Source organism: Streptomyces sp. NPDC042201, from assembly GCF_055582185.1.
In genome coordinates this window covers 1-14,925 of record NZ_JBVJDS010000011.1, presented here as the reverse complement: position 1 = coordinate 14,925, position 14,925 = coordinate 1, and the positions used below count along the sequence as shown (strand labels likewise).

General features: G+C 68.5%; 12 protein-coding genes and 1 pseudogene. 10 read left to right on the top strand and 3 right to left on the bottom strand.

Going from position 1 to position 14,925, the window contains the following annotated elements:
* Positions 1-15: 15 nt before the first annotated feature.
* From ACZ6MZ_RS25135 to car, 3 genes are all read left to right on the top strand, one after another.
* Positions 16-1,272 carry a cytochrome P450 family protein gene (locus ACZ6MZ_RS25135; protein ID WP_469354426.1) on the top strand — a complete coding sequence of 419 codons (1,257 nt, stop codon included), beginning with the start codon at positions 16-18 and terminating at the stop codon, positions 1,270-1,272.
* 115 nt (positions 1,273-1,387) lie between these two features.
* On the top strand, positions 1,388-3,049 hold the full coding sequence (locus tag ACZ6MZ_RS25130; protein WP_469354424.1) for a carbamoyltransferase N-terminal domain-containing protein: 1,662 nt from the start codon (positions 1,388-1,390) through the stop codon (positions 3,047-3,049).
* A gap of 193 nt (positions 3,050-3,242) precedes the next feature.
* Positions 3,243-6,632 (top strand): carboxylic acid reductase, encoded by a 3,390-nt coding sequence (car, locus tag ACZ6MZ_RS25125; protein WP_469354422.1) that lies wholly within the window; start codon positions 3,243-3,245, stop codon positions 6,630-6,632.
* A gap of 120 nt (positions 6,633-6,752) precedes the next feature.
* Here car and ACZ6MZ_RS25120 read toward each other — a convergent pair.
* Positions 6,753-7,432, bottom strand: a pseudogene (locus ACZ6MZ_RS25120) (integrase); the annotation flags it as partial.
* A complete protein-coding gene (locus tag ACZ6MZ_RS25115; RefSeq protein ID WP_384184371.1) occupies positions 7,429-8,088 on the bottom strand; it encodes a lysophospholipid acyltransferase family protein in 660 nt (219 codons plus the stop codon). The pseudogene ACZ6MZ_RS25120 and the gene ACZ6MZ_RS25115, both read right to left, overlap by 4 nt.
* A gap of 119 nt (positions 8,089-8,207) precedes the next feature.
* Between ACZ6MZ_RS25115 and ACZ6MZ_RS25110 the strand changes: the two genes are divergently transcribed.
* The 5 genes from ACZ6MZ_RS25110 to ACZ6MZ_RS25090 all read left to right on the top strand — a co-directional run bounded on the left by ACZ6MZ_RS25110 (position 8,208) and on the right by ACZ6MZ_RS25090 (position 11,726).
* On the top strand, positions 8,208-8,474 hold the full coding sequence (locus ACZ6MZ_RS25110; RefSeq protein ID WP_389792378.1) for an ATP-binding protein: 267 nt from the start codon (positions 8,208-8,210) through the stop codon (positions 8,472-8,474).
* A gap of 294 nt (positions 8,475-8,768) precedes the next feature.
* Complete coding sequence (locus ACZ6MZ_RS25105; RefSeq protein ID WP_389792381.1) at positions 8,769-9,473, top strand: hypothetical protein; 705 nt, start codon at positions 8,769-8,771, stop codon at positions 9,471-9,473.
* Positions 9,474-9,548: 75 nt separating this feature from the next.
* A complete protein-coding gene (locus ACZ6MZ_RS25100) occupies positions 9,549-9,770 on the top strand; it encodes a hypothetical protein (RefSeq protein ID WP_384184360.1) in 222 nt (73 codons plus the stop codon).
* A gap of 766 nt (positions 9,771-10,536) precedes the next feature.
* Complete coding sequence (locus ACZ6MZ_RS25095; protein WP_389792383.1) at positions 10,537-10,710, top strand: hypothetical protein; 174 nt, start codon at positions 10,537-10,539, stop codon at positions 10,708-10,710.
* A gap of 155 nt (positions 10,711-10,865) precedes the next feature.
* Complete coding sequence (locus ACZ6MZ_RS25090; RefSeq protein WP_469354420.1) at positions 10,866-11,726, top strand: alpha/beta fold hydrolase; 861 nt, start codon at positions 10,866-10,868, stop codon at positions 11,724-11,726.
* 111 nt (positions 11,727-11,837) lie between these two features.
* On the opposite strand, the gene ACZ6MZ_RS25085 is transcribed toward ACZ6MZ_RS25090, so the two are convergent.
* Positions 11,838-12,737 carry an aminoglycoside phosphotransferase family protein gene (locus ACZ6MZ_RS25085; protein ID WP_469354418.1) on the bottom strand — a complete coding sequence of 300 codons (900 nt, stop codon included), beginning with the start codon at positions 12,735-12,737 and terminating at the stop codon, positions 11,838-11,840.
* Between the two features lie 240 nt (positions 12,738-12,977).
* Between ACZ6MZ_RS25085 and ACZ6MZ_RS25080 the strand changes: the two genes are divergently transcribed.
* Positions 12,978-13,691 carry an SDR family NAD(P)-dependent oxidoreductase gene (locus ACZ6MZ_RS25080; RefSeq protein ID WP_469354416.1) on the top strand — a complete coding sequence of 238 codons (714 nt, stop codon included), beginning with the start codon at positions 12,978-12,980 and terminating at the stop codon, positions 13,689-13,691.
* Between the two features lie 227 nt (positions 13,692-13,918).
* Positions 13,919-14,707, top strand: a complete 789-nt coding sequence (locus ACZ6MZ_RS25075) for an SAM-dependent methyltransferase (protein ID WP_384184346.1) — start codon at positions 13,919-13,921, stop codon at positions 14,705-14,707.
* Positions 14,708-14,925: the final 218 nt, after the last annotated feature.

The following is a 14,925-nucleotide window of genomic DNA, read 5'->3' as shown; positions in this document are numbered from 1 at the left end:
TTCGAGGATGCACCCATGGATCAGGATTCCACCCCTCTGGAACTCGACGACGCGTTCGTGCAGGACCCTTACTCGGTGTACGCGAAGCTCAGCGCCGAAGGCTCGGCGCACCGGGTGAAGATGCCTCCCGGAGTCCCCGTGTGCGGCGGACTGCCGGTTTGGCTCATCACCGGATACGAGGCGGTGCGCTCCGCACTGGCGGATCCCCGGTTGAGCACCGATCTGAACAGGATGGACAGGCTGTTCGCGCAGAACGAGCCGGACAGCAACAGACGTGCCGGTTTCTCACCGGCCATTTCCAGCCACATGCTGAACGCCGACCCGCCGGACCACACCCGGATGCGCAAGCTCGTGAGCAAGGCCTTCACCAGCCGCGCTATCGAAGTGCTCCGGCCGGAGATCGAGCAGATCACCGGCGGGCTGATCGATGCCCTCTCGGACGACGACACGGTGGACTTGCTGGACGCCTTCGCGTTTCCGCTGCCGATCCGGGTGATCTGTCTGCTGCTGGGTGTGCCGATCGAGGAGCAGGAGAACTTCAAGTCCTGGTCCAAGGCGCTCGTCTCCGGCGACTCCCCCGAAGCGGCCGCCGCCGCCACGACCGAGGTGGTCGAGTACCTCGGCGAACTCATCGAGCGCAAACGCCGCGTGCCCACCGACGACGTGCTCGCCGCCTTGGTCTCGGCACACGACGTCGACAACCAGCTGACCGAGACCGAACTGGTCTCGACGGCCTACCTGCTGTTCATCGCCGGTTTCGAGACCACCCTCAACGCCCTGGGCAACGGCACGCTCCACCTGATGCGGAACCTGGACCAATGGGAGGCACTGCGCGAGGACCGTTCCCTCCTCCCCGGCGCGGTCGAGGAATTCCTGAGGCTGGAGAGCCCACTGAAGCACGCCTCCTTCCGGTGTGCGACGGAGTCCCTGACCATGGGTGACGTCGAGATCCCGGCCGGCGACTTCGTGCTGCTGGCGATTGCCTCCGCCAATCGTGATCCACAGCACTTCGACGATCCGCATTCGCTGGACGTCCGCAGGCCCACTGACGGCGGCCATCTGGCCTTTGGACATGGCATCCACCACTGCCTCGGGGCGCCGCTGGCCAGGGTGGAGGTGCGGGTGGCGTTCGGCGCCCTGCTCGACGCGTTCCCCGCCATGAGGCTCGCGGCCGATCCTGAGGAACTGCGGTGGCGTACCAGCACGATCATTCGCGGGCTCCACTCACTGCCGGTACGGCTGAACCGCCGGACAGGACCTAGTGGCGCGTGAACGAAATTCCTTGAACGCCCGGGCATGACGTGTTCGAGGGTTTCGTCTGCGGTTCTGGTCCAGGTGAACGGCTGGCAGCGGTCAATTCGACTCTCAGAAAGGTGTGGCTGACCACATGCTCATATGCGGGATCAAGGCATCGCACGACGGCGGGGTTGCCGTCATCGAAGACGGTCGCCTTCTCTTCAGCTACGAGATCGAGAAGCTGAACAACGGCGAACGCTACAGCTCCCTCGGAGACCTGGAACGTGTGACTGAGATCCTTGCCGCGGAGGGTCTGTCACTCGCCGACGTCGATCAGTTCGTGGTCGACGGCTGGTACACGAAAGACGACGCGGGCCGGACCGCCGTCAAGGTGAACGCCGGTGGCCTGCCGGTACAGTTCCGGGTCGCACCGTATCTCGAGAGCCCCGGCGACGACGGGCCGCTGCAACGCCACACCTTCAGCGGCCATGGTTTCGACAACTACGCCGGCTACACCCACGTCGCCAACCATCTCATCGGCACGTACTGCTCAAGCCCGTTCGCCGCCAGGGGCGAAGACGCGTTCGTCGTGGTCTGGGACGGCCTCATCACGCCGCGCCTCTACCATGTGCGGGCCGCGACCCGTGAAGTGACCTTCGTCGAGGCCCTGTTGCCCGTCCTCGGAGGCAGCTTCGCGGCCTTCTGCTCGCGGTTCGAACCGTACTTGCTCAAGACCGACGACGTCACGTCGGACACGTACATCCGCCAACACCTCTCCGTCGCGGGGAAGGCCATGGCGTACGCGGCCAAAGGCCGGGTCGAGACCGGTGCCTTCGCCGTCTTCGACGACCTCATGGCCGAGTTCCGCGACCTCCCCTTCGACAAGGTGGGCGTGCTGGGCGACAAGGTCGCCGCGAACAGGGACGAGTTGATGCCGGGTCTGTCCAACGCGGACCTCATCGCCACCTATCAGGCCCACATCGGCCACAACCTGCTCGCGCGGCTCACCACGGCGGTGCGCAGCCGCTTCCCGGACGGCGGCCACAACCTGGTGCTCGGCGGCGGCTGCGCGCTCAACATCAAGTGGAACACCGAGATTCGGGCCAGCGAGGTCTTTCGGGAGGTCTTCGTCCCGCCCTTTCCCAACGACGCGGGGGCGGCGATCGGAACAGCGGCCTGCGAGATGTTCCGGCGCGGCCGGACGGCGCTGGAGTGGGATGTCTACAGCGGACCGCGGATCACTACCGGCACCCTTCCCGACGGGTGGCGGGCACAGCCCTGCGACGAGCGGCAGTTGGCCGCCCTCCTGCACACCGAGGGCGAACCGGTGGTCGTCCTTTCCGGCCGGGCGGAGCTGGGCCCGCGCGCTCTGGGCAACCGGAGCATCCTGGCGCCCGCGACCGACACCCGGATGAAGGACCGGCTCAACGACATCAAGAACCGAGCCCCGTACCGGCCCGTCGCGCCCATCTGCCTGGAGGACCGTGCGTCGGAGGTCTTCGCCCCCGGCACGCCCGACCCCTACATGATCTTCGAGCACCGCATGCGGCCCGGCTGGGCCGAACGCGTCCCGGCGGTCGTTCACCTGGACGGTACCGCTCGGCTCCAGACCATCGCGTCGACTCAGGACACCGACACCGCTCGTATCCTCACCGCCTACGCGGAAATCAGCGGAGTACCCGTGTTGTGCAACACGAGCGCGAACCTCGAGGGACGGGGTTTCTTCCCCGACGTCGAGTCAGCTGCCCGTTGGGGCGGGACTCGTTACATCTGGTCCGGGGGGACGCTTTATACGAACCCCCGAGTGGGGTGACGTTCTCTTGCCGGTCCGTGCACAGGCCCGGCTGAGAATCGGCACCTGGATCACCGGGTTCCGCAACACCCGCTGATTACGCGGCACCTGTAAAATGTCGCGCCCTGGAGAGACGGCCCCCCGACTCCCGGCGAGGGGAATCGCAGGCCGCCGGTCCGGACAAGTCCGCCACCTATACGACGCGGAGATCACCGTGCGACTCGCGCAAGTAATGGCACATGCCTTTGAGCGCTATCAGGACCGGCCCGCCGTCGGTGAGCGTGCGAGGGAGTTCGTGCGGGACGCCCGGACCGGGCGCGTGTCGGCCCGTCTGCTGCCGCGCTACGAAATGACCACCTACCGGCAGTTGTGGAGCCGTATCGGCGCAGTGGCGAGCGAATGGCATCACCACTTGCAGCGCCCTCTCGTCGCGGGCGACCGTGTCGCCCTCCTCGGCTTCACGAGCCGGGACTACGCGACACTGGATCTGGCGTGCGGCTATCTGGGCGCCGTCAACGTTCCGTTGCAGATCAGTGCGCCGACCGAGAATCTGACGTCCATCATGGCGGAGACCGAGCCGGTTCTGGTCGCCGCGAGCATCGAGCGACTGGGCACCGCGACCGAGCTGTCCCTGCGCACTCCCTCGGTCCGGCGGCTGGTCGTGTTCGACTATCATCCGCGCGCCGAGGACCAGGCGGAGCGATTCGCCGCCGCCCGCGACAGCCTGGCCGAGGCTGGACGGGACGTGGAGGTCGTCGCCCTGTCGGCGGTTCTCGACCGCGGCGCCGGCCTGCCCGACGCTCCGCCGTACATCCCGGGCGACGACGAGGATCCCCTCGCGATGCTCGTCTACACCTCGGGGAGTACGGGAACGCCGAAGGGCGCGATGTACACCGAGCGGCTCGCCAGGGTGATGTGGGAGGACCGGGCGAAGCGGGCCGGTACGGACATGGTCGCCATCAACTACATGCCGCTGAGCCATGCCGCCGGCCACTTCTTGCTGACGAACGCACTGGCCCGCGGAGGCTCCAGCTGCTTCACCGCCAGCAGCGACCTGTCGACATTCTTCGAGGACACCGCTCTCGTACGGCCCACCGAGCTGTTCCTCGTGCCCCGTCTGTGCGAGATGCTCCACCAGCTCTACCAGAGCGAGCTGGACCGGCGGACCTCCACGGGCACCGACCCGGAGCGGGCCGCGACCGAGGTGCTCAAGCAACTCCGCGAGGACGTCCTCGGAGGGCGCGTCGGCGTGGCCGGAACCGGCTCCGCGCCGTTGTCCGCCGCACTGACCGAGTTCACCGAGGCCCTTCTCGGCGTTCCCCTGCACAACGGGTACGGCTCCACGGAGGTCATGGGCATCGCGGCCGACGGCGTGTTGCAGAGCCCGCCGGTGATCGACTACAAGCTGGCCGACGTGCCCGAGCTGGGCTACTTCCGCACCGACGCCCCCCACCCGCGCGGCGAGCTCCTGCTGAAAGCCGACGGCATCCCCGGCTACTACAAGCATCCCGAGCTGACGGCGGATCTCTTCGACGAGGACGGCTACTACCGGACCGGCGACATCGTCGCGGAGCTCGGTCCACGCCGTATCGCCGTGGTGGACCGCCGCAAGAGTGTCCTGAAGCTGTCCCAGGGCGAGTTCGTGTCGATCGCCAGGCTGGAATCGATATTCGCCGCCTGCCCGTTGGTGCGGCAGATCTTCCTTTACGGCAACAGCGAGCGCTCCTACCTGCTCGCTGTCGTCGTGCCCACCCCCGATGCCCTGCGGCGGTACGGGGACGACCGGGTACGTCTCGAACAGCCGCTGAGCGAATCGCTCCAGCGGATCGCGAAGGACACGGGCCTCAATTCGTACGAGATCCCCAGGGGTCTGCTGCTCGAGGCCGAGCCGTTCAGCCAGGCCAACGGCCTGCTGTCGGACCAGGGAAAGTTGTTGTGGCCCAAGCTCGTGGAGCGTTACGGCGAGCGACTGGAGCATCTGTACGCCGAGATATCGGCCCACGAGACCCAGGAGCTGCTCGAACTGCGCCGCACGGGCGGCGACCGGCCGGTGCTGGAGACGGTCCAGCTGGCCGCGCGAGCGCTGCTGGTGGGCTCGGCGACAGAGGTGAGTCCCTCCGCGCACTTCCGGGACCTCGGCGGCGACTCGCTGTCCGCGGTGTCACTGTCGAACCTGTTGCACGACACTTTCGGTGTCCGGGTACCGGTCGACGTCATCATCAGCCCCGCGCACGACCTGCGGCAGTTGGCCGCCTACGTCGAGGCCAAGCGCACGGCCACCGTGACGCGACCCACCTTCGCGTCGGTGCATGGCGAGGACGCCGGCGAGACGCACGCCAAGGACCTCGTCCTGGGCCGGTTCATCGATGCGGCGACTCTCGACGGCGCCCGCCACCTCCCGCGCCCCGCCGGGGAGCCACGCCGCGTTCTGCTGACCGGCGCGAGCGGATACCTGGGGCGCTTCCTCACCCTCGAGTGGCTCCATCGGCTGGCCCCGGCCGACGGCAGGCTGATCGTCGTGGTCCGCAGCAAGGACCAGGATGCCGCCGGACAGCGACTGGCCGACGCCTTCGGCAGCGACGACTCCGAACTGACTCGCACTTATCGGGAGTTGGCCGCAGAACACCTGGAAGTGCTGGCAGGAGACATCGCCGAGCCGAGGCTGGGCCTGGACGACGCGACATGGGAACGGCTGACCGGTGAGGTGGACCTGATCGTCCACGCGGGCGCCCTGGTGAACCACGTGCTGCCTTACCGCCACCTGTTCGACGCCAACGTCCTCGGAACCGCGGAGCTCATCCGGCTGTCCCTGACCAAACGGCTCAAGCCGTTCACGTACATCTCCAGCGTGGCCGTGTCCAGATCCCGGAGGGGACAGCCTCTCGACGAGGACACCGACGTGCGCGCCGCGCTGCCGGTCCAGCCTGTCGACGACGGGTACGCCGGCGGGTACACGACGAGCAAGTGGGCAGGGGAGGTGCTGCTGCGGGAGGCGCACGACCTGTGCGACCTGCCGGTGACGGTGTTCCGCTCCAGCATGATCCTCGCGCACAGCCGGTACACCGGGCAGCTGAACGTGCACGACATGTTCAGCCGACTGCTGTTCAGCCTCCTCGCGACGGGCGTGGCCCCGGACTCCTTCTACCGGACCGACAGCGGCGAGGGGCCGCGGGCCCACTACGACGGCCTGCCCGTCGACTTCACCACGGCATCGGTTGTCACGCTGGGACGGAGCACCTCCGGGTACCGGACCTTCAACCTGGTGAACCCGCACGATGACGGCATCTCACTCGACACGTTCGTGGAGTGGCTCATCGAGGACGGCCACGGTATCGAGCGGATCGCGGGCTACGGTGACTGGCTCGTCCGCATCGAAGCCGCCCTGCGCAACCTGCCCGAGGCACAGCGCCAGTACTCCGTCCTTCCCTTGCTGCAAGGCCTCCAGGAACCGGGAGAGGCTGTGCCCGGTTCGGACGTCCCGTCGGTCCGCTTCCGGGCGGCCGTCCAGGAGGCCGGCATTGGACCGGATCGGGATGTGCCGCGCCTGTCCCCAACTCTCATCCGCAAGTACGTGACGGACCTGCGGCGCCTGATGACCGCCTGACCACGCTGTATCTGGCGAAGTCTCCGGTCGAGTCTCCCGGTCCAGGTGTGGTCGGCCAGAACCTCTCCACCCAGAGCCGGTGCGCCCGACCGGGGACAACTCGTCAGGGGGCAGCCCACCACGATCCATGATCGAGTTCATCCGCGGCATCCGTACGCCGCTGAGCACGACTTCGATCCCCGCGTCGTTCAGGATGGTGTCGAACAGTGCGGGGAACTTCCCGTCGCGGTCACGGATCATGAACCGGGCTCGGCAGCCGGCGCCTTCGAGGTCCATGACGAGGTTCTTCGCGGCTTGCGTCACCCATGTGGTGGTCGGGTGTGCGGTGGCGCCGAGGATCCGGATCCGGCGGCCGGCGTGTTCGATTACCGCGAACACATGCAGCCGCGCCCCGGACAGGGTGACCGGATCTCCCAGACGGTGGAGGCGGCCACCTTGATCCCGAGGCCGAGGAGTTCGCCGTGGATGCGGCGGTATCCCCAGCTGGGGTTCTCCCGCGCGAGGCGCAGGACCAGGGCGCGGATGGAACGCACGGTCCGCGGCCGTCCCGGGCGTTTCGGCCGGGATGTGGCGGCGTGGCGGCGTGCGACCAGGTCCCGGTGCCGGCGGAGCACCGTGTCCGGCCGGACCACCAACCGCACCCTGCGCAGCGCCTCCACCGGGAGTCGGTGGAGCAACGCCGCCAGGAACGCACGGTCGCTCGGGGTGAACCGCACTCTGTCGTTGCCGAGTTGGCGTTCCAGCACCGTGATCTGATGGCGCAGGGCGAGGATTTCCGCGTCCTTGTCCCGGTCGCTCATCGGCAGGGGAAGGGCTCGCCCAGGTGGGCGGCTGCCGTCCGCCAGGCGATAGTCACCGCTGCCCGGGCCCTTGCCGTGCGCACCTCGCGCCCGCCGGTCAGCAGCAGCGGCGCACCCACGTGAACATGCAGGTCCGGGCGACGCACCGGTGCGGTGGTCAAACCCGCAAGCTGTTTGGTGACGCTTCCCGAGGTGACGCGACGGGCGCCGGCCTGGCCCACGGGGACGACGGGGGCGCCGGTGCGCTCGGCGAGACGGGCGAGGCCGCTGCGGAAGATCCCGGGCGCGGCCTCAGCGGCGTCCTTGCGGCGGGGCAGGCCGCCCTCGGCGTAGATGAGGACCATCCGCCCCTGCCCAAGGGCTTCCGCGGCGGTGTCGAGTGAGGCCGCGGCCCGCCGGTCTCCGCGGAATACTGGAATGTGCCCCCCGCCGGCGAGTGCGCGGCCAAGGAGCGGGACACGCCACAGGCCGGCGGCCGCCATGATGACCGGCTCGGCGCCGAGCCGGCGCAGAGCGGCGAGCACGATAGCCGGGTCCGCCAGTGAGGTGTGGTTCGCGGCGATGATGCTGCCCGGTGTGAGTGCGGTGTCGGCGTCGGTGGTCACCGACAGGCGGCCGACGGCGGGCACCAGGATGTCGGCGATGCGGCTGAGCATGAGAGGTCTCCCGGTCTCGACGGTGGTGATCTTCATCATCGGTGGCGGTCTCCGCTGGTGCGTGAGTCGTCGTACTCATCTTCACGCCTGCCGTTACCGGCGCCGGTGCGGACGCCCGGGTGATCATCGACGGGCGGCGCGCAGAACCTCCGTCGCAGGCTGGGACCGTCGACATCGCGCTCTACCGGGCCGCCGACATCGACGCGCTGCCGGTCACCCGTACAGAGATCAACTGCAAGCGGCTGCGGCCCGAAGTGCGCGAGGCGGGCGATGGTGACGAGGACGGGCGCGGCCTGTTCCTGGTGGCGGCGCCGGCGGCCGACTGGGGCACGGATGAGCGGCGCTGGGGCAAGATCGTGTGGGCGGACCTGGAGGGACGCGGGTGACTACTGGAGAGTCCCCCACGCGCAGCATTGCCCGAGCCCACCTGTCGCAGTTGATCGAGATGTTCGGCACAGACGGGTGCCTGCGGATCAGCACGGTTAATGAACCCGACACGACCGGTAGGGCCCCGGCCCTCGCCTCCGACAGCGGGGAGCCGGAGGACGACGAGCAGACCTGAGTACGACTGATTGACTGGGCGCGTGACCGAGATGATCAACCTTCCGGATCCCGAGGCTGATTGGGCGCCTGCGACGTCCTTTCAAGACGATGGAGGCAATCCGGCGTGGCAGCGTTCGATGTTTCACGCCGCGACCGAACCGCTGGTTTCGCTGGCGCTGCTCTCCGTGGATCTGGAGGCGGTGGCTCGGCGGCTGAGGCTGGCGATCGAGGAGTCGTGGGACGGGCACGGAGCCGTGCGTGCCGCGTTCTTCACGCTCGGCGGAACGGACTTCGTCGTCACCCATCACGAGGGTGATCCATCGGGAACGTGTGTCTGGGTCAGGAAGTCCGGACCTGTCGATCCGGCCGAGCGCATGGCCGTTCTCTTGACGGCGCTGGGCGTCGGAGCAGAGGCAGTGTCGTACTCCACCTGGGGCATCGGCACCGACCGTTCCCGGCTGCCGGCCGCCTGGTGCCGGGACAGGACGAAGCCGGTCGAGTCGCACCAGAGGTTCTGGGAGAGCTTCAGCAAGCGGCCGGGCATATACGTCGGTCGCATCACCTACGACGCGGTGACGGCTTACCTCAACGGTTACGACCATGCCGTCGGCGGAGCACTGCTGAACGGATTCCGGCAGTGGCTCGCGGACGCATACCGGGTCGGCCAGAACCTCGTCTGGTCCGCGCAGGTCGTGCAGGTCGTCTTTCCCGAGGGCGGCCGTCCGTCCGAGCCGTGGTCCGAAGACGAACACCAACACGCTGTCGCAGGGCTCTTCACCTTGCTTGAGGAGTTCTTCCAGCACCTCGCCGCCCCCGACGATGCCCTATCGCCCACCGACTGACGCGCCCAAGCCCGACCGGACAGGGCCTGGCGGTCGGCCTGCTGGCCAGGTGACGGCAGGCCTTACGATCTGCCCATGATTGACACTCCGAAGCATTGGACCGTGCGCCATTTTTCGCAGGCCAACCCCGCTGGCCCGGGCTGCGATAGTGTTCCGGCCCTCTTGCGACGGCTGGCCGATGCCATTGAAGTGCTGGGCCCTGTTGAGATCCAGGACGTGGTGATCGAGTCAGAGATGACCGAGCACGGTCCCTGGCGGTCGGGGACCGTCTACTTCCATCTGCCGGAAGACGGATAAGAGCTGATCCTGGCGCTCACGAGCGGAGCCAGAGGGCCTGCCAGGCCCGAGCTTCGGGACACGGATCTTCTCCAGGACCGGGGTGAACTGCGTGCGGTCCGCCCGCTGTCCCGGTGTGACGATCAAGGACAGGGGGCGGCAGCGGCCGTCCGCGCTCAGGTGAAGCTGGGTGGTGAACCCGCCCCGCGAGCGGCCCAGGCCCTCACCTCCCGCACCACCTCCACCAGGCGGGCGACCAGGCCCTGCCACGGTGCCTCACCCTGATGTTCCTGCGGTTCGGCCCCCTTTCCCGTCGTCGGGCGTGGAGGATGATGTGCAGTGTCAGTATGGAAGAAGATCTTTACCAGGGCGGCTTTGTGGGCAGCTGCGGCGACCGTGCTGGTTTACCTTGGCGGGCTGTGGCTGACATCCTCCCTGAGTGACGCCACCAAGATCGACCGCTGCCTGCTCAAGGTGGGGTTCGAGAACGGTCCTTCCTCCTCAGCGCCGGTCGACCTCTCTACGACCTATTTTCCGGTCGGCTCCGCATGCGACTGGGCGGGGTACGGGCGCGTAGAGGTGACGACACCTGGGATCACTCCACTGGCTTCCGGGCTCCTGGCCCTCACGACGGTTACGGCGGGCGCGGCCGTATGTCTTCGGGTGTCCGCTTAGCGCCGGCGGCCTTCTGCCAAGACGCCTGCGGGCACGTCGCGTTCCTAGGTGAGACAGCCGGATCCCGTGCTCCGGACGATCCAAGGTCGTCGTTGGCTATGCGCTCGTGCTGGTGGCGCTGTTCACTGCTGTTGTCGTGGGGGCTCTTCATGTCTCCCGGGACGCGTCGCACGGGGGCGTACGCGTGCTGGTACCCCGATCCGTGCCGTGGCCGGTGGTGGCCATCCCGGGGTACGGGGTGACCGTGGGAGCGGTCGCCTCCCTCGTCGAGGCCCTTGCCGGCTGAGCCCGATTCCCCCTGGCGCCGGACGTTTAGCGCAGGCGTGGAGATTGTCACCCGGGTGGCGGTTCCCATTCACCCGCGTGCTCCTCAACGCGCGCCGTGCCGTCGCGGGGCGATGACGCTGAGGCCAGCCCATCCGCCGTTCGAAGGAGAAGCAGATGGCCGTGTCGTCCACTCCCGCCCCGCGGATACGTCCGCGTCGCAGGTATACGCTCGCCGCCGTCCTTACCGCCACGGTGTTCGCCACCACCGCTCCCGCCACGAGTGCCCGGGCCGCCGTCCCCGAGGGCGGTGGTGTTGACGCCAAGCCGACGGTGGTGCTGATCCACGGCGCCTGGGCCGACGCTTCGAGCTGGAGCGGTGAGGTGAGGATCCTCAGTCGCCAGGGGTACACCGTGCGCGCCATCGCCAACCCGCTGGAGAACCTCACCACCGACGCGGAGACCGTGGCCGACTTCGTCAAGAGCATCGCCGGCCCCGTCGTGCTGGTCGGCCACTCGTACGGCGGCTCGGTCATCACGAACGCCGCCGCGCAGACGGACAACGTGAAGGCCCTCGTGTACGTCGACGCCGCCGCGCCGGCGGTGGGTGAGACCACCGGATCGCTCAGCGGCGCGACGTCCGCGCTCAACGCTCCCGCGAACACCCTGTTCGACAGCGTTCCGTACGCGAACGCCCCGGAGGGCGTGACGAACCTGTACTTGAAGAAGGACATCTTCCTCAAGAAGTTCGCCCAGGACCTGCCGGTCCAGCAGGCCGCCGACCTCTGGGCCTCGCAGCGCGCCGCGTCCATGGCCGTGTTCGACACTCCGTCCGCGTACGCGGCGTGGAAGACGATCCCCTCGTGGTACTTCATCAGCACAGGCGACCAGATCATCACGCCGGAGTCCGAGCTGATGATGGCGCGTCGGGCCGGATCGAAGATCACCACCTTCAAGGGCGGTTCGCACCTGACGCTCATCTCCCATCCGGCGGCCGTCGCCAAGGTCATCGACGCGGCCATCGACGCGGTCAGCTGACGGCTCGTCGCCAACCCTTCCCCCGGTGCGGCCTCGGCCCACCGGGGGAAGGGTTGCGAGCTGCGGTTGGGCCGGACGGTCGGATTGCGCTGGGCGCTGCTCAGGCTGGTGTCACGCGGCGTGCGCGTGATCGGTGACCACCTCATGGACTACGTGTCGTGCGATGGCTGCCATGACCGGGTTCGTGTCCCGGTAGTAACGCAGTTCGTCGAGCGCGATCGACAGCGCCCAGCCACGGCCTCGCGCCCAGGCCGCGTCATCGACCTCCAGAGCGGTGCGGAAGACTCCGCGCGCGTCGGCCGGCAGCACGTACCACGCCGCGATCAGGTCGACGGCGGGATCGCCCAGGCCCAGGCACCCGAAGTCGATGACGGCGCTGAGCCGCCCACGGACGGTCAGCAGATTCCCCGGTTGCAGGTCCGCGTGGATCCAGACCGCCGGGCCGGGCCGTGCGGGGGTCCGCAGGGCCGCGTCCCATGCGGCGGTCGCCGCGCCGGTGTCGACGATTCCGTACAGTCTCTCGATCGCGTCGCGCGTCGCGGCGTCCCGCATCGCCAGGGGTTCGCCGCGGTAGGAGAGAGGCCCGTCCGTGGGATCAATCTGGCGCAACGCGGCGACGAACTCCGCCAGATCCTTGGCGAGCAAGCCTTGTTCCGCGATGCGCTCGACAGCCGGATTCTCGCCCTGGAGCCAGCGGTAGACGGACCACGGCCAGGGATAGCCCTCGGCAGGCATTCCCTGGCCCAGGGGTACGGGAATGGCAACAGGAAGCCCCGGGGCGAGCCGCGGCAGCCACCGGTGCTCCTTCTCCACATCGTTGGCGGACCCCGCGACGCGGGGGAGCCGTACGACCATGTCCTCGCCAAGCCGATACATGGCATTGGATGTGCCGGCGGAGTCGACCAGGGTGACGGGAAGGCCCGCCCACTGCGGAAACCGCGCGGTGATCAGCCGACGCACGAGAGATACGTCGATGTCCCACTCCTCAGCGTGCATCGTGCCGGCGCGCATGGATACCTTCCTGAACCGGGGTGATTCCACCACGCGACAGGGCGACGCGGCTGCGCGGAGGTACCGGACCGCCGATGGTCGCCGGCCGACGGCAATATGAACGCTCCGGGACATCGCCGGTCAACTCATTTCCCGCGAGGCAACGAGCGGACGCGCGTTCCGCGTCGCAGCCTGGTGGTGCCGGGCCCAGGAGGAACGGTGCACTCGCTGGCCGCGTCCGTCGGGGTGAGAGTGACAGGCATGACAACAACACTCATCACCGGTGCCAACAAGGGGCTGGGCCTGGAGACAGCGCGGCGTCTCGTCGTGGCGGGGCACACCGTCTTCCTCGGGGCACGTGACATCCGGCGCGGGCGGGAAGCCGCACAGCTGATCGGCGCCCGCCCGCTGCCGATCGACGTCACCAGCGACGAGTCGGTCCGGACGGCGGTGGAGCTGGTCCGCGAGGAGGCGGGGCTGCTGGACGTGCTGGTCAACAACGCCGGCATCGTGACCAACGAGGCCGGCGTCGCCGACGGCTCGAAGTCGATCAGCGAGGTCACCGCCGCCGACCTGGAGACCATCTACGCCACCAATGTCTTCGGCATCGTGCGGGTCATCCACGCCTTCCTGCCGCTGCTGTCCGCCGCCGGCCACCCCGTGGTGGTGAACGTCAGCAGCGGTCTGGGCTCACTGGCCCGCGTCACCGATCCCGAACGGTTCGAGGCGGCGCGGTTCCCGGCCTACGGCTCCTCCAAGAGCGCGGTCAACATGCTCACCGTCCAGTACGCCGAGGCGCTCCCCGAGTTCAAGATCAACGCTGCCGACCCCGGGTACACCGCCACCGACCTCAATGACCACAGGGGTACCAAGACGGTCCAGGAGGGCGCCGACATCATCGTGCGCCTGGCCACGATCGGCGCCGACGGTCCGACGGGCGGCTACTTCGCCGCCGACGGCCCGGTCCCGTGGTGACCCCGGTACGGCTCTGACCGGCGTCGAGGGGCAACGCCCCATGATCGCCGCCAAGTTGCTGTGGGAGACTGCGCTGACAGGGCGGTGGTCGGGTGGTAAACCTCGTCCCGGTGGTACACCGCGTCCCGGCCGCGCGAGTCCATGGCCAGGGCAGGTGGCCGGCCGACGGCCGCCCCTCGGTTCTCGCCTGTCTTTTTCGCGTCTACCTCTTGTGAACGGAGCTCGTCATGACGGCCGGTACAGCCAAGCCCCAGATCGACACCAGCAGGCCGCATCCGGCACGCGTCTACGACTGGCTTCTGGGCGGGAAGGACAACTACCGCGTCGACCAGGAGGTGGGGGAGCAGCTTCCGGCCATGGCGAAGGACGCGGCGCGGCAGAACCGTGAGTTCATGCGCCGCGCGGCGGCCTGGCTGGCCGGCGACGGCATCGACCAGTTCCTCGACATCGGTACGGGCATCCCCACGCAGCCGAACCTGCACCAGATCGTCCAGGAGGTCGTGCCGACGGCGCGGGTCGTCTACACGGACAACGATCCCATCGTCCTGCGCCACGCGGAGGCCCTGCTGATCAGCAGGCCCGAGGGCGTCACCGACTACATCCAGGCAGACGTGCGGGAGCCGGAAGCGATCCTCGACCACGCCCGTGGCGTCCTGGACTTCGACCGGCCGATCGCGCTCTCGCTGATCGCGCTCATGCACTTCATTTCCGACGACCAGGACCCGTACAGCATCGTGCGTACGCTGGTGGACGCGCTGCCCGCCGGCAGCTACCTGGTCCTGTCGCACGCGGCATCCGACCTCTATCCGGAGATGGCGGAGCGGGTCACCGCCGAGTACGCGAAGGGCGGCATCCGGCTGGGCTTCCGTGCCCGCGCCGGGGTCAGCCGCTTCTTCGACGGGCTCGACCTCGTCGAGCCGGGACTGGTGACGGCGCCGGAGTGGTTCAAGGGCACGTCCGCCCCGGAGGCCGAGGGCAGCGGCATCTACGCCGGAGTGGCCCGCGTCGGCGGCTGACGCCCCACCCGTCCCCGCCCCTCCTGCCTGTCCGTCGTACACGCCCGTCCTACCTGTCCGTCTTGAGGCCGCGTACGTAACCGCTCGACCCGTACCCGCTCCACCAGGGCCCCACGACCCGGTGGCGGTTTCTAGGGGTTGTTGCAACACGTGGTTGGTCTGATCGGGCCGCGAGTAGTTTTTGCAGGCGCTCGGCTGGGGTTTCCCAGCCGAGCGTT

Coding starts and splice junctions, on each gene's coding strand:
- ACZ6MZ_RS25135 (WP_469354426.1), top strand. CDS start 16: ATGGATCAGGATTCCACCCCTCTGGAACTCGACGACGCGTTCGTGCAG.
- ACZ6MZ_RS25130 (WP_469354424.1), top strand. CDS start 1,388: ATGCTCATATGCGGGATCAAGGCATCGCACGACGGCGGGGTTGCCGTC.
- ACZ6MZ_RS25115 (WP_384184371.1), bottom strand. CDS start 8,088: ATGCTCAGCCGCATCGCCGACATCCTGGTGCCCGCCGTCGGCCGCCTG.
- ACZ6MZ_RS25105 (WP_389792381.1), top strand. CDS start 8,769: ATGTTTCACGCCGCGACCGAACCGCTGGTTTCGCTGGCGCTGCTCTCC.
- ACZ6MZ_RS25100 (WP_384184360.1), top strand. CDS start 9,549: ATGATTGACACTCCGAAGCATTGGACCGTGCGCCATTTTTCGCAGGCC.
- ACZ6MZ_RS25090 (WP_469354420.1), top strand. CDS start 10,866: ATGGCCGTGTCGTCCACTCCCGCCCCGCGGATACGTCCGCGTCGCAGG.
- ACZ6MZ_RS25085 (WP_469354418.1), bottom strand. CDS start 12,737: ATGCGCGCCGGCACGATGCACGCTGAGGAGTGGGACATCGACGTATCT.
- ACZ6MZ_RS25080 (WP_469354416.1), top strand. CDS start 12,978: ATGACAACAACACTCATCACCGGTGCCAACAAGGGGCTGGGCCTGGAG.
- ACZ6MZ_RS25075 (WP_384184346.1), top strand. CDS start 13,919: ATGACGGCCGGTACAGCCAAGCCCCAGATCGACACCAGCAGGCCGCAT.